This window comes from Ketobacter sp. GenoA1, assembly GCF_003671475.1.
Classification (GTDB): Bacteria; Pseudomonadota; Gammaproteobacteria; order Pseudomonadales; family Ketobacteraceae; genus Ketobacter.
The window spans coordinates 81,227-102,920 of record NZ_RCHM01000044.1; the positions used below are offsets into that span (position 1 = coordinate 81,227).

Consider the following 21,694-nt stretch of genomic DNA (forward strand, 5'->3'; position numbering starts at 1 on the left):
CGCGATCACGTCCACTATGCTCACACACATCAACATCCGCAATTTTGCCATTGTCGAACAGCTGGATCTGGATATCCCCAACAAACTGACGGTGGTCACCGGTGAAACCGGGGCCGGCAAGTCGATCATGATCGATGCCCTGGGCCTGGCTCTGGGCAATCGCGCCGACTCCGGCTCCGTGCGCCACAGCGCCGACAAGGCGGAAATCCTCGCCACCTTTGATGTCCATAACAATCCGGCCGCCCGCAGCTGGCTGCAAGCGCGGGATCTGGACGCCGACCACGAGTGCATCCTGCGGCGGGTGATTGCCGCCGATGGCCGCAGCCGAGCCTACATCAACGGCACCCCCTCCCCGATCCAGAGCCTGAAAGAACTGGGGGAAATGTTAGTAAGCATTCACGGACAACACGAGCACCAGGCCCTGCTGCGCAGGGATACCCACCGTTTGTTGCTGGACGAGTTTGCCGGGCTCAACCAGCAGGCCAAAGCCGTGGCCGACGCCTTCCGCCATTGGCAAACAGCGCAGCAGGCGTTTGAACACTTCCGTGATCACGCCAAAGAGATGCAGGACCGGGCTGACCTGCTGCGTTTCCAGATCAACGAATTGGATGAGCTGAAACCCGTTGCCGGTGAACTGGCCACGCTGGAGGCAGAACACAAGAAACTGTCCAATGTGGAATCCCTGCTCAGTCGCGGACAACAGGCGCTAACCGGGCTCAGTGAAGGCGACCCCAGCCTGGTGGACCAAACCCACAGTGTCCTGCACCTGTTGAAGGATATGCTGGACGAAGATCCCGGCCTGAAAGAGATGACCGAGCTGGTAGAAAGCGCCCGCATTCAGCTGGATGAGGCCGGTACCAGTCTGCGCCACTACCTCGACAGCCTGGATCTGGACCCGGAACACTACCAGGCCCTGGATTCACGCATTGCGGCCTATTTTCACCTGGGACGAAAGCATCGGGTTGACCCGCAACAACTGGCCGAACTCTGGCATGAATTGCAAACCGAGCTGGACGCCATTGATGGCGGCGAGGAAAAACTGGCCAAGCTGGAGCAGGCGGCAGAGGCGGCCCGGACGGCATATCTGGCAGCCGCCACCAAGCTGTCAAAAGGGCGCGCCAAGGAAGCCAAAAAACTGGGCAAACTCATTACCGAAAAGGTGCAACCGCTGGGCATGCCGGGGGCCGAATTTCAGGTAGACCTGCAGCCCCTCAGCACCGAACAGTATTCAGCCAACGGCCTGGAAACTGTGGAATTCATTGTCCGCACCAACCCCGGCCAACCGGCCAAACCGCTCAACAAGGTGGCCTCCGGAGGCGAACTCTCCCGCATCAGCCTGGCTATTCAGGTGGCCTGCGCCGCCAAAACCAATGTGGCAACCCTGGTGTTTGATGAGGTGGACGTGGGCATCGGCGGCGGTGTTGCCCAGATCGTGGGTCAACTATTGCGGGAACTGGGCCACCATAACCAGGTTATGTGCGTCACCCACCTGCCCCAGGTGGCGGCTCAGGGCCACACCCATCTGCACGTAAACAAGCAGACCAGCAAGAACCAGACACACACGGACATTGCAAAGCTGTCACAGGATGAGAAAGTAGCAGAGATTGCCCGGATGCTGGGCGGATTGAAGATTTCAGAACAGACTCTGGCGCATGCCAGGGAGTTGATTGAGGAAAGCCAGGCTTAAGCTTTCCTCTTCACCGAGTGCAGTCACCGGGTGCAATCACCACACTCGTGGCAACACCGGGTAACAGGTGGTTATTTCTTGGGTTTAACGTACAGCACCAGATTGTGATCCACCAGATCGAAACCGTGCTTCTCCGCGATGGCGTGCTGAAGCACTTCGATCTCTTCATCTACAAACTCGATGACCTGACCAGTATCCACACAAACCATATGGTCATGATGGTCGCCTTTATCCAGCTCAAACACGGCATGACCACCATCAAAGTTCAATCGGCTCACCAACCCGGCGCTTTCGAACTGAGTCAGCACCCGGTATACCGTCGCCAGCCCCACATCATCTCCCGCGTCCAACAGGGCCTTATACACATCTTCTGCGCTCATATGGTGGCTGTCGGAGGCTTCCAGAATCTGCAGGATCTTCACGCGCGGCAGGGTAACTTTGAGGCCGGCTTTGCGCAATTCCTGATTTTCATTTGTCATAGGGATCTTTCTTCGTTTTACGGTTTCTAAAGAATCCGCGTTACCTGTATGATGTTCGTTTTTTGCGAAGATAGTGGAAAACCTTACCAGATGCAAAACTTGTTGAACGCTTTCCGCAGCGGCCGGCACGCCGCAACACTGATTCTGCTGGTGGCAACGCTGCTGGCCGGCGGCTGTAGCTCCCTGCGCTTTCCCGGCGTGTTCCGTATTGATGTCGGCCAGGGCAATCTTATCACCAAGGAAATGGTGGACAAACTGAGGGTGGGCATGACCCCGCGCCAGGTGGAATATGTGATGGGCTCCCCCATGGTGGCGGATACCTTTCACCCAAACCGCTGGGACTACATTTACAGTCTGGAAACCGGTAAAGGCATCCAGATTCAGAACCAGCTAACGCTCTTTTTTAATAACGAGCGCCTGGCCAGAATCGACACCAGCCGCTACAAAGATCCGGAACAACTGCGTAACGACCTGCTGCAACAAATGGGTCTGCCGGTGCCACGGTCTGAAAATAAAGATAAAGACCAAGACAAAGCCACACCCAACACCGAAGCCTGATCGCATTTGGCCCGGGGCTATTCCTCCCCGGCGGCCTTTTTGGCAGCACGCTTTTTACGCACTTCCTTAGGATCGGCAATCAGAGGGCGGTACAGCTCAACCCGCTCGCCCTCTTCCAGCACACGCTCTTTGGGTTTGCGTTCGGCCTTGCCGAACACCCCCATGGGCACCGCATCCACATCCAGCCCGGCAAACTTGTCCGCAATGCCGGACTGAACCACCGCATCATACATGGTGGTTCCTTTTTTCACAGACAAAGGCACAATCAGCTGCTTCTCGGGCAAAGCATAGGCCACTTCCACTTGAATCATCGGTTCACTCATTTCACGCCATCAGTTTATTGAACATTACCACCGCCACGCCCGCCGGCGATACGAAGCGCACCAGGAAAAACCAGACTTTGTAGACAGTAGGATGATCAATGTCCACTTCAGCCCGCACCACGGCACGATCCATTATCCAGGCCACGAACACACAAATCAGCAATCCGCCCAGGGGCAGCATGATGTTGGTGGTAAGTTTATCGAGGAAATCGAAAATGCTGTTGTCGAAGATTTTTATATCCGACCAAATATTCAGGGACAACGCACAGGCCACCCCCAACAACCAGGCCGCCACCCCCACAATCAGCGCCGCCACCCCACGGTTCATACCCAAGGTTTCCACGGCCCAGGCCACGGCCGGCTCCGCCAGCGAAATGGCCGAACTCCAGGCGGCGGCGGTTACCAGTATAAAGAACATGGTCCCCAGGATCATACCACCGGGCATCTGGCTGAACGCAATGGGCAGGGTCTGGAACATCAGGGACGGCCCGGCGCCCGGCTCCAGTCCGTTGGCAAAGACGATGGTGAAAATCACCACCCCGGCCACCAGTGCCACCAGGGTATCCAGGATGCCGATGGTGACCACCGTGGAGGCCAGATTCTGCTGCCGGGACATATAGGCGCCGTAGGCCATAATCGCCCCCATGCCCAGGCTGAGGGTAAAGAAGGAATGCCCCAGCGCACTAAGAATGGCCTCTTCGGTCAACTTGCTGAAATCCACTTTGAACATAAAAACGAGGCTGTCGCTGAAGGTATCCTGCGTCATGGAATAGCCCAGCAGGATCAAGAGCATGATGAAGAGAAGAGGCATCAACAACTGCACCGCCATCTCCAACCCTTTATGGATACCATTGGCTACCACCGCCACAGTCATGGCCATAAACAGGGTGTGCCAATCCACCAGTTTGGAGGGATCACTCACCAGGTTACCGAATTCGCCGCTGATTGCCTCAGCACTTTCACCGGCAAAGGTACCGCTTGCCATCAGGTACACATAGGATACCGCCCAGCCTGCAACCACACTGTAAAAGGACAGGATGAACAATCCCGCCAGTGCACCCAGCCAACCAATACCGCCCCAGAACGGGGTTGCCCGCGCCTCATCGGCCAGCTTGTGCATGCTGTTAATGGGGCTGGCCCGCCCGCGCCGGCCCAGCAGAATTTCCCCCAGCATCACCGGTATGCCAATGGCAAAGATGAACAGTAGATAGAGCAGAACAAAGGCTCCGCCGCCGTTCTCGCCTGCCATATAGGGAAACTTCCAGATATTTCCCAATCCCACTGCGGATCCGGTGGCGGCCAGTATGAAGGTCCAGCGTTTCGTCCAGATACCATGAATTGATTGCTGCTCAGTCATTGGCAGTCCCTTATGCGAAGCTTATTGTCACTGTTATTGAAGGTAGCGCGCTCAAAAACACCCCCAGCGCTAAGGGCATTTTCCTTGCGTTTCCGCGGGCTGTCAAAACAAGCCCACACGGTTTTTGGTTTCTAGGGTCAAAAGCCCTATACTTAGCGGCCCGGTTGAATCGGTACCCAGATTGGATCGGTACCCGGTTGGATCGCTTGCAAGGGACATCACTCAGCGCGGAAACTATGTCGAAGTCGAAGAAAAAAGCCGGCGGTTCCACAATCGCCCTGAACAAAAAAGCCAAGCATGAATTCTTTCTCGAAGATCGCTTTGAAGCCGGCCTGGCACTGGAAGGCTGGGAAGTTAAAAGCCTGCGGGAAGGCAAAGTCAATTTCATGGACAGCTATGTGCTGATGAAAGATGGCGAGGCGTTTCTGTTCGGCTGCCATATTTCCCCCCTGCCCACTGTTTCCACCCATTTTGTGCCCGACCCAACCCGAACCCGCAAGCTGCTGTTGCATCGACGGGAGCTGGGGCGTATTTTCGGGGCCATTGCCAAAAAGCACCTGACCTGTGTCCCCCTGGCGCTGTACTGGAAGAACGGCAAGGTAAAATGCGAGATCGCCCTGGCACAGGGTAAGAAACTGCACGATAAAAGGGCCACCGAAAAAGACCGTGACTGGAACCGTGAGAAAAGTCGGATTCTCAAGAACGCCTAAACCGGTCAACCATAATTGACCATATTGCCACTTAGGGGTAAAGTGAGTACCACATTATTATTGGTACCCGGCCATGATCCTAAGCGCAAAGATTGTCTGCACCCTTCTCGCCCTGTTCTTTGTTGCCACCGGCTGGATGAAAGCCGGCGGCCACCCCCACATGATTGAAGAATTCGACAAATTCCAGTTGCCTCACTGGCTGCGTATTCTGGCTGGGGTGCTGGAACTGATTGCCGCCCCCTTGATGTTGCTGGTCTGGTGGCTGCCCACCCTGGCCAGCCTGGGGGCGTTGCTGGTGAGCGCGGTGATGGTGGGGGCCGCCTACACCAATTTCGTCAAGCGGCCCGCGGTGTTTGGCTGGGGTACTTTGGTGATTCTGGCCCTGTGCCTGATCCCGGCACTGGCTTTTAATCCGCTGCAGCCCCTGTTGCCCTAGCATTACCTGAAACCCCGGTCAGGGAACTTTTATCGTGCCGGACAGTCAAAGAAAACACTTAACCGTTATATTACTTTGCCTATCAGTGGTATAATGGAAGTTCTGGGGGCGACATTGGCTTCGACGTCGATTACGAACCCTTAGGTGCATGTCGTGTGGGTAGCAACACACGTACTTCAAGTGCTGCAAATGATAGTTGCAAACGACGACAACTACGCTTTAGCCGCTTAAGGCTAAACCGACCCGATTTTTTGCTTGTGGAGATGACAGGTCGGTAACTTTACACAAGATCGCAGCAAAGCGCGCCTGGCGCGGCGCTGTTAAAACCTTAACAGGCTGGCTTGTTACACCCTGTCTGGTCGGGCCGTAACGAGCGAGATTAATAGACAAGACTAAACATGTAGATCCTTAGGCAGAGGATTGGCGGACGCGGGTTCGATCCCCGCCGCCTCCACCAATTGAAAAAGGTGAACTGATCACAGTTGGGGAAAGTCACAAAGTTTGGCCATTTTGGCCAAACTTATGTACTTTTTTCAAAAAGGTTGGCCAAATCCAAGGGTATACTGACCCACTTAAAGAAAAAAAGGCCTGAGAAATCACAGACTAATGATTTCTCAGGCCTTTTTGCTTAATGTTCTTAAATCTGCAAGATTGCCGGTCGTTTGCGGAAATCGATGCCGACTAATAGGAATAACGATTCCAGGTTGTACTTCCTTTCCTAAACGAATCGAGCGTTAACCAAGCGCCCTGCTTTTTTACGAATGTATCTGACTGACCATTGGTATACCTACCTTTATCAACCAACGGATACAAACCTAAGTATTCCTGACCTTTAAATGTTGCGCCTTCATAATCAACGATTGGCAAAACTGCAACCGAGCCTCCGCTGAATCCATCAAAGTAACCTAATTCCCAAGGCATCCACTTCGACCCCGATGCATTGTCTGTAGCCAGGAATATCAACGATTTTGACTGTTTCATTCTCGTTCTCAGGAGCTCCGCAGTCTCAACGGTTACATTCTCACGATTTGCCTGTGGATCGTCATGCCAGTCAACGTAAACCTTAATCCCCATGCGGGATAAAATTTCTTTTACTCCCAAGACGAGCTCAGCATCTTTGGATGAATGGGATAGAAACACATCGAAGCTTTCATACGATGTTGTAGATCTGGCCTCCGACTCCAATATTGACTTAGCGTTGAACTGATAACTTTTATTCATTCTGGAGCGGGCTGCTTGACGCGCCTCGTCTTTCGTAAAATAAGCCATTAGAGCCTCCTACAAACTATCCAATATACGCTCAAGCGTTTTCAAATGTTCCTGCCCTGATTTGGTTTTATCGCCGAGAGAAACAAAATCAGGCTTAATACCGTGAAGACTCTTCGGGATTATTTTCTCAAAGCTATTAACAACTTCACGCCATAATTCCTCTGCCATACTCCCCGTGAATCCCAAAGGCAAGGGAGTAACTCCTTTTGCTATGGCTATATCAAACTCTTCTCTCATTCCATTGGATAAAACCAATCCATTTTCCGAGGCCTTGTTTCCGAAAACAAAGACGGCAACGCCGGCATAATCCAGCATATCTTCCCTGTATCGGCTCCACATTTTTTTAGCGTCATCGGATTGAGGAAATGGGCGAATCTGCAACTGATCAGTGAGTTTGCTTCGTTGATTTCTATATATTTCCCTTAAGGCACCTTCTACGATTGCACTTCCAACCCCTAAACCAAGGCCATTAACAATTCGGAATCCTTTTTTCACTATCAAAGCGGAAATATTCGCACACAAATCCAAAGCATCCGCCTCAGCCCACGGAGAATAATCATCTGCCGCACCACTAACAAAAATCGTTCTTTGCTTATGGACACGTTCAATTTTCGTTAGAATGTCAGTGATCTGCGCGTATGAATCTATCAATACAGTTTGAATGTTATATCTGCACTTCAAATCATTGATAAAGTGCTCTTGCTTTATCTTCCTATACTCGAAATCACCAGGAGAGTCTGAGTCCAGCTTCTGTTCTTTCCGAAGTATGCAGTAATGGGTTCTCTGACAAGATCCCATTTCTGACCGTATCCTTCCTAAAACATGATCTAAATTTGGATCACTAAAGCTGAACCCTAAAAACAGAAATGTTTTTGATACCAACTCGCCTGCAAGCGCAGTTACAAACGGCCCACGCGTTTGCATATATGTTTGATAGTCATCTTTTGCTATCACTGCGTCATTAGGGTGCTGCGCATCACCATGCATCTTATAAACGACAGCATCGCGATTTCGAATAGTCCTTGGTAGATCTTCCTTGGCATGCTTAACGTCCGGAATCTTCCCAGCATCTTTCAATGACCGCTCTATTAGATCGTCATAGTTCGTTGTCCAGTACGTGGCAATCGGTAAGCGAGCCAAGATTCTGTGATTTTCAGTAACGGTATTCTCATTCAAAAAGTGGTCGATTATCGCCCTATTCAGACCATCTCGATTTGCGCCTCTGTCGTTGAGGTGATATTGGGCAAGCGACACTAGGTCGTGCTCCTTATCAACGTCCAGATTCAATTCGTCCGCAATCTCACGCAACAAATCTGACCAATTTACGAATCCTGCTCCGACTGACAGTCCTGCCCCTGCAAAGATAGCTGCATTATTCTCGTCAACTTCGCGTGAGAACTTCTTAATGAAGTTTTCGATAGAAACCAATGTAGTCACCCCAACAAATTCTTAAGGTTTTCCCAGTTCCAGCGATATAGCCTTCCAGCATTAGGAACAGCAACATAATCCCCATTTTTGTATCCAATAACTTGAACAATAGGAATTCCTTCTTCCCTAGCCATCGCAACCTCAGCCAAAACTCCCGGGGCCCGATGGGTCTTGGGGCCGACCATAACGAGAACAATATCGGACCGTTTAATTGCCGATCGAGCCTTGTCCTTCCAGGAACGCTCTGGAGCTGCCTCCTTCAAGCTGTGATCAATAACGTTAAAGGGCGAGTCAGGGTTCTTTGCTTGCTGAATAATGAAATCCTTCAAAACGCGGTCTTCATCAAAATCGAAGCTCACGAATACTCTCTTTTTTCCGACCATTGCTGTGCCTCCAAACACATTTTCTCCTAACAAATAGGACGCGCCACCGATCAGTGCTGGGCCCAATCCAGGAGCGATGAATTGACTTAAGAATGCAGCGGTTCCAAAACCTGCTGCGCTCCTCCACGCCCCCTGGGAGCGATGATGCCTACAGTATTTCTCCCCTTCGGCACATAAGATTGAACAGCGAGTTCCGTCTCGCTTAGTGCCCGCGCACATGGGCATATCTATTTCTTCTCTTTCCGTACACCTTTGAATGGTGTTTTGTCAGTCGTTTTAACATCCATAAAGCGGCCAGTATCAGCGTCACGCTTAACCCAGTGGCCACTGGGAGTCTGAGTCTGAGAGCGATCACGAACCGCGCCATTGCGGTGACCATCGCCTTTAGGTGGATTTGTTGCCATGCTGATTCTCCTTAAATAAAGCTGTTTAACCAGGGGTTATTAAAAATGGGTGTTTTTCACCCATAAGCGCACTTTACACGCCAAATCTGTTTAAAACAACCCGTTTAATCAGAAAATTGTGGGCCTGAATAGAGAAACTCTATCCCACCCGTGAGCGAAGATGCCTCAGACCTCATTATTAGCCCTTCATTACTAAGCTTTTTTAGCCTGGTACTGGCATTCTGGACAGAGATTCCGAGAGCCTTGGCCACACTAGCTGTGCTGACCCCCCTCTGGCTTAGAACAAAGTCCAGTAGCTCTCTTGTGGACGCCTTTGCATCGGGCCCTATGACCCGTGTCTCGCTATCCGTTATGAGTATCAAAGATTGCTGTTTCGCGGTTGCGGCATAATCCCAGTTGTCGATGAGATCCGGCGAGTTCACGTGAGTGATGTAAAACCACCTTTCCCCGCGCAGCTGCTTTGCGAGGGCGATAACGCTCTCTCTTGGAAAAGAGGAATCTGTAGCCACAATACCTTCAAGCGAGATTTCAAAAGACTTTCTGCCAGGATTCTCGTCTACAACACCTTGCAGCCGTTTAAATACCTCACGGCCTATAACATTCCCGAACGGATGGTCGTTATTATCAGTGAGTTCGAGGAGCTTAACTAACATAGACTTCTGCTTAACAGGTTTAATTTAAGGAGATTATACTAATGTTAGTCCAGATAAAAATCAAAGCAAACTTGTGTTCCGTCTATCCTGCAAAGACCCTTCTTCTCACTTATGTCGGCTAGTTCTCCATCTTTGTATTGAATCTTCAACTCAAAAGTCGGCTGACGAACAACAACGATGGCATCGTATTTTGCGGCATGAGTCTGTGTACTTCTGAGCCCAAGCCCCCTCGCATCCCCATCTGGGCTAGAACCAAATCGACTTAACCCGCCTTGGGTTAATGCTCGTGATACTAAAAAGATATCTGTATCAACGCTACCTTCTTCAAGTTGCTCAAAAAGATCTGGGTAGTGCTGACTCAGAGTTCGTTTTAACGTCGAAGCAATGCCCAACCCTCCATCGGATATAACCGTCTGGATATGGCGTCGCTTACCACCATAAAGTTGCAATGCGACAAAGCCCGGCATAGGTGTTTCGCTGTGTTCTTGCACGTTACCAATTAACTCTGAAAAGATTGTAAAAGCCGATTGGTAATAGGCATCGCCTGCGTGATGCGAAAAGCGCTTTGTAAGATTTTTGGGGAGCGAATAATCAAAATTGTTCAAATCTATTGAGGCAATTTCAACCAGGTTTTCACTGTTTCCAAGGTACTGTTTCGCTTTGGAATCCACAGGCCTTGCGGGCAATACCATAACACTGTGATGCAAGTGATCGAAGAACCCCAGCCTATCAAGATAGTGCTTTGTGCTTGGACATCTGCTGAAATCCAATTCGATAGATTTGCCAACATAGGAAGCCTGGTTTGCCAATGCAATCACTCGCGCCCCCGCAATTAACAAGATTTTACAGTTTTCTGGAAAACGTATGACACACTTGTTAGCAGGCGAGCCTAACAGGCATCCCGCAGACGACAAGCTATCCTCAAAATCACTCTCGCTAATCCACGTCGACTGTGTCGCCAGCTCCAAAATATAATCTTCGTCAGCCAAATACCATTTCCAGCCTTCCTGCCTCAGCCCTTCTGAATTGGCATAAAGATACTTGTTGAGTGCAGACTTATCGCTAACACCTAACGCTTTAGCAATCTGTTTACCTGTCAGCCCAGGAGACTCCCGAAGGACATTTTTAATTTGTTGCTTATCAAACATTACTCGATCAAATCCTTTGACTCGCCGTGCTTCATAATGTCGTAAACCAAGCTAAAAAACGTAGCCATATTTTGAGGATCTTTCAGCAGGACTCTCGCCAAATCGTTATGCGACTTCATTGCATCAACCGTTGCCGATCTGACAACCTGTGGCAAATCACCCTGAAGCGCCTGCTCTTTTGTATTGTTTTCAACCTGCTCGTTGACTCGTTCATTTTGCTTCGCGATATCAACTATTTGCGATGTAAAATGACGCCGCCCAAGATCGTCTGATATTTCGCCAAACAATTCATTCATTCGTGCGATGATCTGACTTATAAACTCCTTCTCTCGATCGCTAGGCTCAGCCTCATTTGGGCCAATAGGCTTCAAGGCATATTTAGCACCTTCTTCTTTGACTTCCTTTGCACCACGTATCTGAAAATTAGCAAGCACCAAACCCGTTAAATCAATCTGCTCAGGGGAGATACCCTTCAGGCGTTTGCTGTAAAGCTTTGCGAAAGCCGCAAAATTCTCCAGTTCTGCGTCACCCAACTCAACCAACTGAGCTATATAGTTGTAGGTTCGAACAAAACGAGCAAGATCGGTTTTAAAGCGCATTAACCCTTCACGCTCTGTGGCAAATTCACTGCGTTGCTTTTCAGCATACTCCTGCGCTTTTCTATCTCCTTGTGCAACAGCTTTGTCTATTGCTGCATCCCATTTCTCAATAGCGTCAGTTAGGATCTTCAATTTGCTATTGAAAATATCGGTCGGGCGCTGGGTGGCGCTGTATAGTTTCTTGTGGAGGCTTTCGTCGCTCTCCTTACCAAGAACAGCTTTGCCGCGTGCTTGTTTGAACGCTTCGAGATCCGCATGTACGTAAATGCCGAAAGCGTCGAGAATATCTTTCATGTCGTAAATGACATTCACATCCTGTACAGACTCTAACTCTGCACCATCATCATACTGCTTAAAGGCATCCAGAATGGTTTTCGGATCATTAACAAAGTCGATCACATAGGTTTCATCTTTGCCTGGATATGTTCGATTAAGGCGAGATAGCGTCTGAACAGCCTCCACTCCGCTGATTTTCTTATCGAGGTACATGGCAACCAGTTTCGGCTGATTGAAACCTGTCTGAAACTTGTTGGCTACAATCATCACTCGATATTCACTGCGCTCAAACTCATTGCGCAAGTCACCAGAGGTGTCTGGATTCAAATTGTACTCTGTGTATTCCTTTTCAATATCGATACCCAACGACTCTTTCTCGTCGTCATCACCAAGGGCTTTTCCTTCAACCTTTCCAGAGAAGGCGACCAACGCCTTGATGTGTTCAAGATTGTGCTTCTTGATGTATTTATCGAAGGCCAATTTGTATTTAACAGCCTGGGGTCGACCACTGGTAACCACCATGGCCTTCGCCTCGCCATTCAGCAGCCCGGCAATGTTTTTGCTGAAATGGTCGATGATGAACTCTACCTTCTGCGACACAATGGTCGGGTGAAGCGACTTCCAACGAGCCAGAGCGCGGCGTGCAAACTTTTTGTCGACACGCTTATCGTTTAACCCCTGGTCGCCAAGGCGCAATGCCTGCTCGTAAGGCGTGTAGTTCCGCAGCACATCCAGAATAAAGCCTTCTTCGATGGCCTGTCGTTGTGTATATCGGTGAAACGAAACAGGCTTGTTATCATCTGATACCGGCAACGCTGGGTTCTCCGGTCGACCAAATAGTGTAAAGGTGCTGTGTTTAGGTGTAGCTGTAAAGGCAAAATGGCTGACGTTAGTCGGACGCACTCGCGATTTCTGAATTTCCAACAGCACGTCCTCAATGGTCATCTCATCGAGTTTATCTTTGGCGTCCAGCGATAGAGCTGCTCGCAAGCCTTGAGCTGTTGAACCCGTTTGCGAGGTATGGGCCTCGTCAATGATGACGGCAAAGTTGCGGTCCTTTAATGACTGTTCCGTGATGATAGCTTCCATCGCAAAGGGGAAGGTCTGGATCGTTACGACGATAATCGGCACCCCTTGCTTCAACGCCTCTGCCAAGCGGTTCGATTTGGATTTGCCACCGCGCTGGTTCGCCTCAATGGTTTCGATCAAACCAAACTGGTGATCAAGCTGTTTTACCGCATCCTGCAACTGCGCATCCAGAACGGTTCTATCGGTCACGATGATCACGGAATTGAAGTATGCCTTCCCATCCGGGTAGCGCAACTTAATCAGATCATGGGCTGTCCAGGCGATGGTACTGGTTTTGCCTGAGCCCGCAGAGTGCTCACACAGATATTGATGGCCTGCCCCTAGCTTACGGGCGTCGTCGATCATCCTGTTCACCGCGTCAAACTGGTGATAACGAGGGAAGATAAGCGTCTCTGCTTTGTAGGGCATCCCGAACTTGTCTACTTTCTCTTTGGTTTCCACATACACAAAGCTATGGAAAATTCGCAACCAGGCATCGCGTTGACATATCTCTTCCCAAAAATAAGCAACGGGGTATTCACCATCATCACGGGGTTTATTACCGGCGTGACCATCATTACCTTTGTTAAACGGCAGGAAAAAGCTCTTATCGCCCTTCAGCTCTGTACACATGGCTATTTCGCTATCGCTCATCGCAAAATGCACCACGGCACCGCGCTTAAAGGTTAGGAGTGGCTCTTTGCGGTTGGTTTTCGGGTCTACCGGCAGACGATCCTGTTTGTACTGCAAAATGGCATCATCAATGGCCTGCGTGAAATCTGTTTTCAGCTCCACCGTAGCTACCGGCAAACCGTTGATAAACAAACCCAGATCGATGGCCCATTCCCGAGTCGGGCAATACTTCAGCTGCCGTACAACCCGCAGAATATTGTTCTGATATTTCTCAACCTCCTTGCTGTTACGGGTATCTTCAGGGGCTGCCTGGCTCATGGCAATATTACCGCAACCCGCCATATCAAAGCCCTGGCGAAGTACTTTCATAGTACCGCCTGTTTTGGCGGAAAGTGCCTTTTCCAACCGATCCAAAATGGCCTTTTCCGCATCGCCTCCATTAAGGCGTATCAACTTTTCCCAGGTCTGCGGTTGCGAAGCCTTAACCCAGCCCACCACGTCTTCTGGGTATAGCGCCCGCACTGGGTCGTAGTGGCTATTGTGGCCTTCCACCCAGCCACTCTCGACCAGCTTTTTAACCACATAGGATTCAAGATGTACTTCGTGATGGGCGGCCATGCGTTTTAGTCCTTTAAATTTTGTAAAACTTCAACCAGCTCATGCACGCGAGTACTGGGATTATCGGTTTGGTTCCGCTCGCTTTCTTGCAGTGCTCGCTTGGCATAATTTTTTGCCTGTTCTAATTGCTCAATAAGCTCGGAAAATATCGTGCGCCGGCCTTTTTCATAATCGGAAATGTAGTTCTTTAACTCCGTCAAAACTTGATTACCTGAACTATTACCGGGGAGCGCTGTATATGGGCGGGTTGAATAAACGAAATGCAGCAACAACCAATACTCAAAAGAGGGGACTGAACTGATAGTGAAATAGGTATCTTTCGGCGTGGCAGATGTCAACGCGTCTATTGCGCGGGCATAAGTGGCATGCCCATCTTTATCAAACACACAGTAAATTTGATCAAATGGGTCTCCAGCATCTTTTTCTTCTCGATACCGTTGTTTAGCGAAGCTGACAATGCTCATTGGGTCGGAACCGCAATCACCCCGAACCTCAACATTCACTGTATTAAGCTCATAATACTCGCGAGCACCTTCAAAGTAGTTCGGTTCAGTCTTTTCGCCTTCGCAGACTATCAAAATCTTTTTGTAGGCAGCTCTTCGAGCCCCCTTTCTTTGCAGGTTTTTTGCACTTTTCGCTTTGCGCTTATGAAATAGATTTTCCGATCCCACAAAGCCCCCTTAACTCGCCGAGCGCATTTTCTTCACAAACGGTAAAGCACCATAGCGCCCAGAAAGATAAGCCAACTCTAGATTTTCACGGCCTTTGCGCGGACTGAAATCAGTTAACGGATAAAGCTCAGTCGCTTGATCTTTATCTTTCTCACAAAACCAAACCTGATCCCTACGAAAGACTTCCTGGTTCAGAATTGACGTTTCATGGGTTGTAAAAACTAATTGCGCATTATTTGGATTGGTTTCGGAGTTGTGAAAAAGCTCAACCAAAAAACGTACAAGCCTTGGGTGCAGATTGTCGTGCAGTTCATCAATAAACAAGACGTAACCATTTTCAAGCGCATCAATCCATGGCCCGGCAAAAGCAAACAGCTTTCTTGTTCCGTCAGACTCCTCATCAAAATCAAAAATGACTGGCTTGCCGTCACTGCCTTTATGGACCGTTTTGATTTCCAGCGTCTTTTTATCCTTCATTTGACCGATGACTGCATCTCTCAGCGCCTCAGGCATATCAGAAGGTAGGTCATCAGGATCAAATGTTTTCTTCTCGATTAAAACGTCGTCAATATGAATATCCGCGGCATGAAGAAACTCCATCACTTTGGATTTTTCATCGTTTTCACACAACGAAGCACTAAACGACGGAGCCCAGCCACCCACATTGCTCATTCGAAGCGTGGTTTTAAACCAGTCGAAAACCGGTTGTAACTGCTCACTGTTTAATTGAACCGCTGTTGATAAGAACAATGCATTATCTCGAGTGGACTTCTGCCACAATTGCTTTTCGCCTGTCAGGCTACTGCCTAGCTCCCATTCAAATTGCTTCTTATCAGCTGCCCATACACGGGTGAACCAGCGCTGGGCACGCCCCTTGGGGTAGGCCAAAAGCCATTCTTCGTGAATCTGCTCAGGCGTGGCGGAGAAGCCATATTGATAACGCACACCATCCACCAGAAACGTCACTTCAAACTCGCTGGGTGCCTGGCGGGTATCTACCGAAAGCCGGAATGGAGTAACAGGCAAGCGATCACCGCGCTGCTGGCTCGCGGCAGATTCGAGCACAATATGCTTCATGGTTTGCAAAGCGCGCAAAAAGTTGGACTTACCGCTGGCGTTGGGGCCATAAATGGCGGCCGAACGCAGCAACTCAAACTCATTCGCGGCTTCAACCTTAAAGACATTGGATGTTGCCAGCTCGTCACCCTTGCCCTTAACCAGGCTGAAGGTTTGCGTGCCACAAAGCGAACGAAAGTTCGCCACATTCATCTCAATAAGCATTGAGATTCTCCCAAAATTGTATTTTTGACAAATTAATCCAAAATTTAGCATACAACCTTAAATTTAGACAGATTAAAGTGTCATTTTTGGTAATTTTCGTCAAATATAGCCCGCTAATCAGTGCCCCCCCCCTAAGCCGCCTCCTCTTTGTAGTTGCGAACGTCGACTTTTCCCGTAACGGCGGCACTGATAAGAGCGGTTCGGTGTTCTCGCAAGAGTTCGATAGATCGTGAGGTTTCTACAATAATTCTATCGAATCCTTCTAGGCGCTTTTTCAGCGCACTTACGATCAAGCCCTGCTCGGCTTTAGGGGGCTTTGCTAGGAATAGTCTTTTGATATTTGATTGGGACAAATTATTAGCCAACCCTTCCGCACCACCTATAGCCAGCTCTATTTGCCGACGTAGCGGATACGAACCCAGGCAAATGGAGACAAATTCTGGATTGATATCATCTAAGCAATTTAGCCTAAATAGCTTATCAGATAGCATCAGTTTTGAACGAGTTTCATACACATATGCAGCAGAACCAATCAGGTCACGAGACCCACTTGCGCGAGACATGATTAGATCGCCAGATTTGACTTCTATCTCTGGTCTTGGCAGGAAATTCTCTGGAAGCTCTTTATTTTCTTGGGCTTGATAAACTCCTCCATTGACAGCCCCAGATTTTAAAACTCCCCAACAATTTTCTTTTGCGGGATTTGAATGGCATTCGGGACTCCAACCTTGTTCAATATTGCGAACTAACCGCTTTAATGACACGCATTCCCAATGCTCCGGCACTTCACCAATCCACTCGACACCGGAGTCTCTCATTTTGACGTTGGGGTCGAGGCCTTTGGTGACCACATGGCTAATCAATGCCTGCCGCTTTTCTTTGAGCAGGTTGATAAAGGTTTGCTTTTCGGCAATCAGATTGTCGATGCGGGCGGTTTCTCGGTCGAGGAAATCCTCAACTTGCTTTTGATCACTCTCTGGAGGTGTAACAAGAGGCAGACGTTTTAATTCATCATATTTGAGAGACTGGCGCATGCCGCTACCAAGGTTATAAAAGACCTTGATTTCATCATACGAACGCATTAAATAGTGCATGAACTTCGGCCGAATTTTCTTGGGAGTAACCGCAACATAGGCCGAAGTAATAATTCCACGTTCCCTACAAATTGCTGAGCGCAGGCTGCGCTTATCATTCTGCAAGTCTGTTAACCGAAAAATGATGTCGTTTTCATTCACCACCTGATATGTCTCAAACGACTCCGGCAACAGCCCGCCGAGTGTTTCGATATCTTTCTGAATAATTCGCCCATAGCTGAGTGACAATAGATTGTTTTCTATCATCCCTTTGTTGGATATTTTTGACTCAGAGGCTACAGTAAATAACGGCCTGATATCCCAAGAAGCAGGAATACGTCCTATCCACTCCACTTCGGAATCTTTGTATGTCGGATAGCCCTGCATCACTCAGCCACCTCTTCCAGCAGGGCCTGAATACGCGCCTCACAAGCTTTTAAGTCCGCATCAATGTCATGCAAGTCACGCGGCGGTACATATTGATAGAAGTAGCGGTTAAAGTTGATCTCATAGCCGACAATGCCCACTTCTCCGTCTTTACTGTCGCGCACGCTGTAGTCGATAAACGCATCGGGCACATGGGGCAACACTTCGGCTTTAAAGTAGTCTTCTACCGAGGTACCAAAGGGCACACTTTCGGTATCATTCAACGACGTATCAGGAATTACCTGGCCTTTGTCGTCTAAAACCGGCTCGGCGTCGTCATCGCGCTCCATAAATGCAGCAATAAAGGCGTTAGCAAGTGCTTTGGTGGTTTTACCAAAGCCTTCTCCTTTGTTCTTAGCCTTCACAATGTCAAAAGCCCAGGTGTACGACTGCTCACCGCCATTGGGTTGTGAGATCAGTTCTCTGAAGTAGTCAATCCAGGCGGTTTGCTGGGCTTCATCGAGTTTTTCAAACGCTTTCTGATCGAACAGGGTTTTGATTTTGGCTTTGGTGATGACCAGTTTGGCCTTGAGCGGGCGCTTGATGGCGACCTTTCGGTAGGCAAAGTCCGTAGTATTGAAGATTTTGCTGCGCTCGGTTTCGGTAAAATCAGCGTATTCGCGCACCACATCATCGATTTGTTCATCACTTAAGAATCGACGCTTGGTACCTTCGGATTTACGCATGGCAGACCAGGTATCGCTGAGGTTAATCAGCTGCACTTTGCCCTTTCGGCGTTTTTCTTTGTGGTTGGACAGAATCCACACATAGGTGCCAATGCCGGTGTTAAAGAACATGTCGGTTGGCAAGGCCACGATGGCTTCTACCAAATCCTGCTCCAGTAGCCAGCGGCGAATTTCGCTTTCACCAGAGCCTGCATCACCGGTAAACAGCGGCGAACCAGACAGTACGATACCAACTCGACCACCGCCGTTTTCGGGGCGCTCCATTTTGCTGACCAGATGCATCAGGAACAACATGGAACCGTCACTGACGCGGGGTAATCCCGGCCCAAAGCGCCCTGCGTAACCCAACTCTTTGTGTTCTTTTTCAACGGCAGGTTTGTCTTTTTCCCACTTGATACCAAAGGGGGGATTCGCCAGGCCATAGTGGAAGCGCTTATCACGGTGCAGGTCGTTAGAGAGTGTGCTGCCCTGGGCGATGTTTTCTGATTTGTAGCCACGGATCAGCATGGCGGTGAGGGCCATGGCGTGGGTTTTCGGGTCTAGCTCCTGACCGAAGGGGACAATAGTTGCGGTAGAGCCCATTTGATTGATCTGGTCGATTGCATCACTGATAAAGCCCAACAGACCGCAGGCTGGGTCATATACGGTGCGGATAACGCCCTTTTCCGAAAACACGGCTTCATCGGGTGCCAATACCAGCTTGGTGGCCAGGCGAACCACATCTTTCGGGGTCATGAATTCCCCAGCCTTTTCGTTGATGCTGGCAGCGAACTGGCGGATCAGGTCTTCATAGGCATTCGACATCACCCGGTCAGAGACCACATCCGGGTGCAGATCAATGGCGGCAAACTGGCGCGTCATGCTATATAGCAGGCGGGCCTTATCCAGCTCGTGAATAGTATTGATAAAGCCAAACTCTTCAAAGATCACCCGCACATTGGCACTGAACTTACTGATGTAGTCTTCCAGGTTAGCGCGGGTGTTGGTGCCGCCCAAGGTATCCAGGGTGTATTGGCTGATGTTGTAAAACGGCAAGCCAGAGAACGACGGCAGGATCAGGTCCAGATCAATACCGGAGTCTTTTTCGTTTTCGTACTCTTTCAGTACCGCTTCTTTGGTGGGTTCCAGCACGCACTCAAGGCGGCGCAGAAGCAGCAAAGGAATAATGATGCGGGCGAAATCCGTGTGTTTGAAATCCCCCCATAGGTCGTCGGCAACCTTCCAGATGAAATTGGAAAGAGTTGTACTATCGCTGGTTCTTACTTCTTGCATTGATGGATTCCAATTTTTGATATTGTTGAATTAGAGGAGGTCGGTATTCAGACCCGCTGATTTCAAGCGCTGGGTGAGATTCCGCATTTTGCTGAACTCAGTACCAAAGCTGGGCTTGAGGCCCACACCCTCGCAGAACTCTTTGGAGGTCACGTTCTTGAGCTTGTCTGCGTACTTAATCATTTGCAGATGCATCTCCACGGTGTACTGGTTACGAGGCGCATCGGCCAGGGCTTTGCGAATCTGTTCATAGATCTCGGATTCGTTCATTTTTTAACCTTCAAGATCGTCTCTTAGATAATTTAGCTAATTTATATACTGGTTTCGCCTGGTGCAAGCCATAAGCTGCTTTTAGTTGGTCGGATTCATCGAAGCATCGGGTAGTAAGTACCTACCGGGCGGTTTTTACGACTGACCGTTACCATGGCCTGGCGCGCAAGGAGACTATTGAGCTCCCGCTTGAAGCGAGCCATTGGCATATTCACCCCAGGTTGCAACTGCTTGTAGGCATCAAGTCCTTCGGCAGAGCAAATCCAGTTGAAATGTCTCTCTACATAGCTGCTCATATAATCATTGTATCGATCAGGTGATAGCCATTTCAGTAGCTCTGTGATGCGATCATGTATGAGTTTGAGCCTGAGAATAACTTCCGTTGGTGAAGCGGGAGCATGAAACTCAATGATAGGTTTAGGTGAGCCAGGTCGCTCTCGTCTTTCTTCGTACAAATCACCCTGCTTCCAAACCGGTTCAAAGTGGGCAATACGATTTCGGATGCGATTCACCAGATCCATGCGTGCGTAAAACGCATCTTGATGCTTGATCACAGACCAGTATTTAGCGTCTTTATAGCGATGGCCGGGAACAATTTGCGGAAGCAGTTGCCCCCATGCTATTCCGCTTATATCCAGTAGTTTCGGCCAGAATCCAAATGTCATTCTAGAAACTACATCGTTGGCCGAGGGCTGACGCTTTTTGGGGCGCCATGAATTACTTTTCTTATGATAGAAATGGGTTTCAGCCCTAATCTTATCGGAGGACTTTGCGCTCAGTGAAATATGGTTGTACCAGTCATTTGAATCGTTTCTGCCTACGGAGCGGTGACTATGCAAGTGCAAGCTGAGCGCAGTATGGAAGCGATTACGCATCACAACCTCGGTGATTGAAATTAACCGGAATAGCGTTGCGGAAAGGGCCTCATTCCAGCAATATATGCCATAGAGTTCATGGTCATTTGCTCCATGAAACATCGTTCGATAGCTGGATAGCCGAGCGACAGATATGTCTGTATGAGTCTGTTGAATATTGGCGGGTTGCACTCGCTGGCCTCCTATCCTATACTAGATTCCGTAAGCACTTGGGTTTATATCTTTTCTCTGCTCACTTCGGTCAGCTTGAAGGGGTCCAAGATGCGAAGATTCAATCAGAAAGGCTCTCCGAAAGGAGGGCCTTTTTGCTTTTTAGATCAATAAGTTACAAACTCAAGTCGCCATATATAATTTAGCTAATTTATATATTCGGCAGCCAAAACACAAGCCTTAATGCTCGAAAACGGCAAGCCGCCCGCTGCCGGCCCCAATAGTCAACTCCGCAACAGACGCCTCCCCCCATTCGGCCTGATGACATCCCGTATCAGCCAAAAACACAAAGCGCGCGAGCTCGGAGTAGCTTGCTGTGATGGGGTAAGGCGATAACCGGCCATCCTTCAGGATGGCACCAAACAGATACTCTTGCGGTTCTTCATATCCACGAAGGCGGTACCAGGCTTCCAGGGTTTGGTGGTACGCAGTCTCCAGGTCGAAAAGCGGCCTAGTGGCACCCATGAGCGTCGTCAGCGTCACCACCTCATCAGCGACGGTAAGGCTAGATACCCGGAGTTCTGCCAGTTCATCACGACTTAGACCATGGTGGTAACAAACGAGCAGCACCGTCTTGGCCAACAAGGTGTACTTGGCGAGATAGAGGTGGTGACTTCGTGAATAGGGAGCCGATCGCTGCCCATGATTGAATTGATCAAGACATGTAAGTCGCTCTTTTACCTCAGCGAGCCCAAGGGAGTTAAGCTCTAAATGTCGATCATTAGCACTCAGAATTTCAAAAATTTCACTTAGCCGCCTCTGGTCTGTCTCACTTTTGCTCAGAATCCTATCGCATAGGCTCAATACCAGAGCCTCGTCCATTTTTATGGCAGGGTTGTGTAAGTAGTAGATGCTGTTGAGTGCTTCCGAAAATCGCTCCAGCGGTTCCCCCATTCGATAT

General features: G+C 49.5%; 21 protein-coding genes and 1 other RNA gene. 5 read left to right on the forward strand and 17 right to left on the reverse strand.

Annotated features, from left to right (window positions below):
• Positions 1-16: 16 nt before the first annotated feature.
• Positions 17-1,687: a DNA repair protein RecN gene (gene recN, locus D9N13_RS19685; protein WP_290593530.1), complete on the forward strand. Its 1,671-nt coding sequence runs from the start codon at positions 17-19 to the stop codon at positions 1,685-1,687.
• Between the two features lie 71 nt (positions 1,688-1,758).
• Here the strand turns inward: recN and fur are convergent, their stop codons facing one another.
• Positions 1,759-2,166, reverse strand: a complete 408-nt coding sequence (gene fur / locus D9N13_RS19690; protein ID WP_290593532.1) for a ferric iron uptake transcriptional regulator — start codon at positions 2,164-2,166, stop codon at positions 1,759-1,761.
• Between the two features lie 90 nt (positions 2,167-2,256).
• Here fur and D9N13_RS19695 point away from each other — a divergent pair, with 90 nt between their 5' ends.
• Positions 2,257-2,724, forward strand: a complete 468-nt coding sequence (locus D9N13_RS19695) for an outer membrane protein assembly factor BamE (RefSeq protein WP_290593534.1) — start codon at positions 2,257-2,259, stop codon at positions 2,722-2,724.
• Between the two features lie 17 nt (positions 2,725-2,741).
• Here D9N13_RS19695 and D9N13_RS19700 read toward each other — a convergent pair whose 3' ends face one another.
• Together D9N13_RS19700 and D9N13_RS19705 are read right to left on the reverse strand one after the other, a co-directional pair.
• Positions 2,742-3,047: an RnfH family protein gene (locus D9N13_RS19700; RefSeq protein WP_290593535.1), complete on the reverse strand. Its 306-nt coding sequence runs from the start codon at positions 3,045-3,047 to the stop codon at positions 2,742-2,744.
• A 1-nt stretch (position 3,048) separates the two neighbouring features.
• The gene (locus tag D9N13_RS19705; protein WP_290593537.1) at positions 3,049-4,404 is read right to left on the reverse strand and encodes a sodium-dependent transporter; all 1,356 of its coding nucleotides are present in this window, start codon (positions 4,402-4,404) and stop codon (positions 3,049-3,051) included.
• 236 nt (positions 4,405-4,640) lie between these two features.
• Between D9N13_RS19705 and smpB the strand changes: the two genes are divergently transcribed.
• From smpB to ssrA, 3 genes are all read left to right on the forward strand, one after another.
• Positions 4,641-5,114, forward strand: a complete 474-nt coding sequence (smpB, locus tag D9N13_RS19710; RefSeq protein ID WP_290593539.1) for an SsrA-binding protein SmpB — start codon at positions 4,641-4,643, stop codon at positions 5,112-5,114.
• A 73-nt stretch (positions 5,115-5,187) separates the two neighbouring features.
• Positions 5,188-5,550 carry a DoxX family protein gene (locus D9N13_RS19715; RefSeq protein WP_290593541.1) on the forward strand — a complete coding sequence of 121 codons (363 nt, stop codon included), beginning with the start codon at positions 5,188-5,190 and terminating at the stop codon, positions 5,548-5,550.
• A gap of 104 nt (positions 5,551-5,654) precedes the next feature.
• Positions 5,655-6,007: a transfer-messenger RNA gene (gene ssrA, locus D9N13_RS19720) on the forward strand.
• A 224-nt stretch (positions 6,008-6,231) separates the two neighbouring features.
• On the opposite strand, the gene D9N13_RS19725 is transcribed toward ssrA, so the two are convergent.
• From D9N13_RS19725 to D9N13_RS19790, 14 genes are all read right to left on the reverse strand, one after another.
• Positions 6,232-6,819 (reverse strand): toll/interleukin-1 receptor domain-containing protein, encoded by a 588-nt coding sequence (locus D9N13_RS19725; protein ID WP_290593543.1) that lies wholly within the window; start codon positions 6,817-6,819, stop codon positions 6,232-6,234.
• A gap of 9 nt (positions 6,820-6,828) precedes the next feature.
• A complete protein-coding gene (locus tag D9N13_RS19730; RefSeq protein WP_290593545.1) occupies positions 6,829-8,256 on the reverse strand; it encodes an SIR2 family protein in 1,428 nt (475 codons plus the stop codon).
• Positions 8,253-8,630: a TIR domain-containing protein gene (locus D9N13_RS19735; RefSeq protein WP_075267763.1), complete on the reverse strand. Its 378-nt coding sequence runs from the start codon at positions 8,628-8,630 to the stop codon at positions 8,253-8,255. The genes D9N13_RS19730 and D9N13_RS19735 overlap by 4 nt, the downstream gene beginning before the upstream one ends.
• 227 nt (positions 8,631-8,857) lie before the next feature.
• Positions 8,858-9,034, reverse strand: coding sequence for a hypothetical protein (locus tag D9N13_RS19740; RefSeq protein WP_011399984.1), 177 nt, complete (start codon positions 9,032-9,034; stop codon positions 8,858-8,860).
• A 104-nt stretch (positions 9,035-9,138) separates the two neighbouring features.
• Entirely contained in the window at positions 9,139-9,687 is a 549-nt protein-coding gene (locus D9N13_RS19745) for a winged helix-turn-helix transcriptional regulator (RefSeq protein WP_290593554.1), read from the reverse strand.
• Positions 9,688-9,731: 44 nt separating this feature from the next.
• Positions 9,732-10,835 carry an ATP-binding protein gene (locus D9N13_RS19750; protein WP_290593556.1) on the reverse strand — a complete coding sequence of 368 codons (1,104 nt, stop codon included), beginning with the start codon at positions 10,833-10,835 and terminating at the stop codon, positions 9,732-9,734.
• The gene (locus tag D9N13_RS19755; protein WP_290593558.1) at positions 10,835-14,029 is read right to left on the reverse strand and encodes a type I restriction endonuclease subunit R; all 3,195 of its coding nucleotides are present in this window, start codon (positions 14,027-14,029) and stop codon (positions 10,835-10,837) included. The genes D9N13_RS19750 and D9N13_RS19755 overlap by 1 nt, the downstream gene beginning before the upstream one ends.
• Positions 14,030-14,034: 5 nt before the next feature.
• The gene (locus tag D9N13_RS19760) at positions 14,035-14,700 is read right to left on the reverse strand and encodes an RloB family protein (protein ID WP_290593560.1); all 666 of its coding nucleotides are present in this window, start codon (positions 14,698-14,700) and stop codon (positions 14,035-14,037) included.
• A 9-nt stretch (positions 14,701-14,709) separates the two neighbouring features.
• Positions 14,710-15,981: an AAA family ATPase gene (locus tag D9N13_RS19765; protein WP_290593562.1), complete on the reverse strand. Its 1,272-nt coding sequence runs from the start codon at positions 15,979-15,981 to the stop codon at positions 14,710-14,712.
• A gap of 131 nt (positions 15,982-16,112) precedes the next feature.
• Positions 16,113-17,441 carry a restriction endonuclease subunit S gene (locus D9N13_RS19770; protein ID WP_411268201.1) on the reverse strand — a complete coding sequence of 443 codons (1,329 nt, stop codon included), beginning with the start codon at positions 17,439-17,441 and terminating at the stop codon, positions 16,113-16,115.
• Positions 17,441-19,438, reverse strand: a complete 1,998-nt coding sequence (locus D9N13_RS19775; RefSeq protein WP_290593564.1) for a class I SAM-dependent DNA methyltransferase — start codon at positions 19,436-19,438, stop codon at positions 17,441-17,443. Before D9N13_RS19775 ends, D9N13_RS19770 begins: the two co-directional genes overlap by 1 nt.
• Before the next feature lie 30 nt (positions 19,439-19,468).
• Complete coding sequence (locus D9N13_RS19780) at positions 19,469-19,708, reverse strand: transcription factor (RefSeq protein WP_290593565.1); 240 nt, start codon at positions 19,706-19,708, stop codon at positions 19,469-19,471.
• Positions 19,709-19,803: 95 nt separating this feature from the next.
• On the reverse strand, positions 19,804-20,754 hold the full coding sequence (locus D9N13_RS19785) for an Abi family protein (protein WP_290593567.1): 951 nt from the start codon (positions 20,752-20,754) through the stop codon (positions 19,804-19,806).
• Between the two features lie 219 nt (positions 20,755-20,973).
• Complete coding sequence (locus tag D9N13_RS19790) at positions 20,974-21,687, reverse strand: hypothetical protein (RefSeq protein WP_290593569.1); 714 nt, start codon at positions 21,685-21,687, stop codon at positions 20,974-20,976.
• Between the last annotated feature and the right edge of the window lie 7 nt (positions 21,688-21,694).

Bases quoted from the DNA above. Each gene is read 5' to 3' on its own strand.
- recN (WP_290593530.1), top strand. From the start codon at position 17: ATGCTCACACACATCAACATCCGCAATTTTGCCATTGTCGAACAGCTG.
- fur (WP_290593532.1), bottom strand. From the start codon at position 2,166: ATGACAAATGAAAATCAGGAATTGCGCAAAGCCGGCCTCAAAGTTACC.
- D9N13_RS19695 (WP_290593534.1), top strand. From the start codon at position 2,257: ATGCAAAACTTGTTGAACGCTTTCCGCAGCGGCCGGCACGCCGCAACA.
- D9N13_RS19700 (WP_290593535.1), bottom strand. From the start codon at position 3,047: ATGAGTGAACCGATGATTCAAGTGGAAGTGGCCTATGCTTTGCCCGAG.
- D9N13_RS19705 (WP_290593537.1), bottom strand. From the start codon at position 4,404: ATGACTGAGCAGCAATCAATTCATGGTATCTGGACGAAACGCTGGACC.
- smpB (WP_290593539.1), top strand. From the start codon at position 4,641: ATGTCGAAGTCGAAGAAAAAAGCCGGCGGTTCCACAATCGCCCTGAAC.
- D9N13_RS19715 (WP_290593541.1), top strand. From the start codon at position 5,188: ATGATCCTAAGCGCAAAGATTGTCTGCACCCTTCTCGCCCTGTTCTTT.
- D9N13_RS19725 (WP_290593543.1), bottom strand. From the start codon at position 6,819: ATGGCTTATTTTACGAAAGACGAGGCGCGTCAAGCAGCCCGCTCCAGA.
- D9N13_RS19735 (WP_075267763.1), bottom strand. From the start codon at position 8,630: ATGGTCGGAAAAAAGAGAGTATTCGTGAGCTTCGATTTTGATGAAGAC.
- D9N13_RS19740 (WP_011399984.1), bottom strand. From the start codon at position 9,034: ATGGCAACAAATCCACCTAAAGGCGATGGTCACCGCAATGGCGCGGTT.
- D9N13_RS19745 (WP_290593554.1), bottom strand. From the start codon at position 9,687: ATGTTAGTTAAGCTCCTCGAACTCACTGATAATAACGACCATCCGTTC.
- D9N13_RS19750 (WP_290593556.1), bottom strand. From the start codon at position 10,835: ATGTTTGATAAGCAACAAATTAAAAATGTCCTTCGGGAGTCTCCTGGG.
- D9N13_RS19755 (WP_290593558.1), bottom strand. From the start codon at position 14,029: ATGGCCGCCCATCACGAAGTACATCTTGAATCCTATGTGGTTAAAAAG.
- D9N13_RS19765 (WP_290593562.1), bottom strand. From the start codon at position 15,981: ATGCTTATTGAGATGAATGTGGCGAACTTTCGTTCGCTTTGTGGCACG.
- D9N13_RS19770 (WP_411268201.1), bottom strand. From the start codon at position 17,441: ATGCAGGGCTATCCGACATACAAAGATTCCGAAGTGGAGTGGATAGGA.
- D9N13_RS19775 (WP_290593564.1), bottom strand. From the start codon at position 19,438: ATGCAAGAAGTAAGAACCAGCGATAGTACAACTCTTTCCAATTTCATC.
- D9N13_RS19780 (WP_290593565.1), bottom strand. From the start codon at position 19,708: ATGAACGAATCCGAGATCTATGAACAGATTCGCAAAGCCCTGGCCGAT.
- D9N13_RS19790 (WP_290593569.1), bottom strand. From the start codon at position 21,687: ATGGGGGAACCGCTGGAGCGATTTTCGGAAGCACTCAACAGCATCTAC.